Genomic DNA, 2,525 nt, shown 5'->3' with positions numbered 1-2,525 from the left:
ACTATCTTCCCCGAAATACAGTTTCTCAGCGGTAATCAGGCAAGCCCATCCTGCGGAATCAATGATCTCCGACCTTGGCTATCGAGTAGCCAGATTAGAGGACCGACAGCGTCCCATCCAGTGCCGAACCGATCCCCGCGTCATGCAGTGCATGGTCGATGAGCGTAACCATGCAGGCTCGCGCCTGATGCGGATCGCCCTGGGCCAAAGCATCGAACAGCCGGTAATGGTCGGGCATCGGGTCGCGCGCCGCAGCCCGCTCACGCCGTGCGAATACCGTCGTCCAGCCGACCGCCGCCGATATCGTGTTGGAGAGCGATATCACGGCTTCGTTGCGCGTCGATTCGAGGATCATGTTGTGGAACGCCTGGTCGGCCGCGCGCCCTCGCTCGTCCAGCAGGCCAAAGCGTTCCATCTCTTCGAGGGCATGCCCCATGCTGCCGAGTTCGCGACTGGTGCGCCGCGTGGCGGCAAGCGCTGCCGCCGCCGGCTCGACGATCAGCCGCAATTCGAAGATCTCGCGGATAAAGGTTTCGTCCGGACCGGCTTCGAACATCCAGGCGAGAACGTCGATATCGAGAATGTTCCAGCGTCGGCGCTCGCTCACGCGCGTGCCGCTCTTGGTCCGGCTCTTCACCAGACCCTTCGCGGCGAGGATCCGGATCGCTTCGCGATAGGCCCCGCGCGATACCTTTAGTTCCGAACTGAACTTCGCCTCACCGGGAAGCATCTGCCCGGGCACATAGGTGCCGCTCGCGATCGCGACGCCCAGCTCGTGCGCAATCGCATCGTGAATCTGCTTGGGGCGTTCGCGTGGCTTGTCCAGCGGGTCGCGGGGGCTCGTGTCCATAAGTCTCTGGTGGCGTCCCCGATCTTGGTCGTCAAGCGGTGCATATCGCAAAATTGATCTGGTAGGACTAGACAATCAGAAATTATCGTATACTATCTACAAATGTTGCGAGATTCAGCATATGAAGCTTGCACAAACCGAAAGGCCAAAAAATATTGGTCGGACTAGTGAGGGGTACGGCATGCGAGGCAAGAGGCCGGAAGATCGGGCGCAAGCGACCGGGCGTCGCTGCCTCGAAGGGCGTCGCTAATATGGACCGTGCGCCGACGAGCGACGCCCTGCGCGGCCGCTGGGCGATTGCGCTGCTCGTCGCGGGGGCCATCGCGATCAGCTATCTCGATCGTCAGACGCTGCCCTGGGCGATCAAGCATATCGAAGCTGATATTCCGATCAGCAACCAGATCAAGGCCGCGCTCGATTCGGCGTTCCTCGCCACATATGGCCTGATGTACCTCGGCGGCGGCTGGCTCCTCGATCGCATCGGTACCCGGCGCGGCTTCATCGTCATCATGGTCTTCTGGTCGCTCGCCTGTGCCAGCCACGGGCTTGCCGGCAGTGTCCTCGCGCTCGCGGCCAGCCGCCTGCTCCTCGGCTTCGGCGAAGGCGGCGGATTTCCCGCGGCGACCCGCGTCGTCGCCGAATGGTTTCCGGCCCGCGACCGCGCGACCGCGATGGGCCTGATCAATGTCGGCACCGCCGTGGGCGCGGTAATCGCACCGCCGCTGATCGCGCTCATCCTCGCGCACGGTGACTGGATGGGGCTCAGCAGCTGGCGCTGGGTGTTTTTCATCACCGGGGCGATCGGCATCGTCTGGGTGGCGGGCTGGTGGTGGAGCTATCGCGCGCCCGACGCGTCGTTCCAACACGCGGGCGAAGCGGCGCCCGCCGAAGACGCGCCGTCGCTCCGCGCGCTGCTGGCGCGCAGGGAAGTGGCCGGCCTGATGGGCGCCAAGTTTCTCGGCGACGCCGCATGGTATTTCTACCTCTTCTGGCTGCCCAAATATCTGTTCGAGGCGCATGCCTTCGATCTGAAGCAGGCGGCGACGATCGGCTGGATTCCCTATGCCGCGTGCGGCGTCGGTAGCCTCGCCGGCGGTTATCTTTCGAGCCGCCTGCTGGGGCGCGGCCTTTCGGCCAACGCGGCGCGCAAGATCGCGATGGGGCTCAGCGTCGCGGTCATGCCGCTCATCATGCTGGTGCCGTCCGCGACGTCGGTCGGCATGGTGATCTTCATTTTCAGCCTCGCCTTCGCCGGCCAGCAGAGCTGGGCCACGCTCGTCATGACGCTGCCGACCGATCTCGTGCCGCGCGGCGCGCTCGGCAAGTTCGCGGGGCTCGTTGGCCTCGGCGGCGCCTTCGGCGGCATCGCGATGGGGCAGGCGGCCGGCTGGATGCTCGATGCGGGGCTTGGTTACACGCCGGTCCTCACGCTTGCCGCGTCGCTCCACGTCATCGCCTTCGCGCTCGTCTGCATCACGATCCCGCGCATCGCTCCCCTCGATTTCTCAAGAAAGGTCTCCCGTTGAAAATTACCGACATCCGTACCCGCGTCGTCAGATGGGCCGGCGAGACCGCGCCGCTGCCGCCGCACTTCTGTACGAACCCGATGGATATCGTGTCGCCGCTGCTGTCGCCGGAAACGATGGGCGCCTTCACCTTCCACGACTGGCTGATC

At 64.5% G+C, this 2,525-nt stretch carries 2 protein-coding genes; one reads left to right on the top strand and one right to left on the bottom strand.

Annotated elements, in window-relative coordinates; all coding sequences use genetic code 11:
- Window positions 1-94: 94 nt before the first annotated feature.
- Window positions 95-850, bottom strand: coding sequence for a FadR/GntR family transcriptional regulator (locus tag VGD20_RS19740; protein WP_331136081.1), 756 nt, complete (start codon window positions 848-850; stop codon window positions 95-97).
- Between the two features lie 251 nt (window positions 851-1,101).
- On the opposite strand from VGD20_RS19740, the gene VGD20_RS19735 reads away from it, so the two are divergent.
- Window positions 1,102-2,376: an MFS transporter gene (locus VGD20_RS19735; RefSeq protein ID WP_331136080.1), complete on the top strand. Its 1,275-nt coding sequence runs from the start codon at window positions 1,102-1,104 to the stop codon at window positions 2,374-2,376.
- Window positions 2,377-2,525 lie beyond the last annotated feature (149 nt).

The organism is Sphingopyxis sp., from assembly GCF_036402335.1.
In the GTDB taxonomy this organism is placed as follows: domain Bacteria; phylum Pseudomonadota; class Alphaproteobacteria; order Sphingomonadales; family Sphingomonadaceae; genus Sphingopyxis.
This window is presented reverse-complemented; position numbering and strand designations above follow the sequence as displayed.

What these genes read in the sequence shown, in the direction of transcription:
- VGD20_RS19740 (WP_331136081.1), bottom strand. Translation starts at nt 850, where the DNA reads ATGGACACGAGCCCCCGCGACCCGCTGGACAAGCCACGCGAACGCCCC.
- VGD20_RS19735 (WP_331136080.1), top strand. Translation starts at nt 1,102, where the DNA reads ATGGACCGTGCGCCGACGAGCGACGCCCTGCGCGGCCGCTGGGCGATT.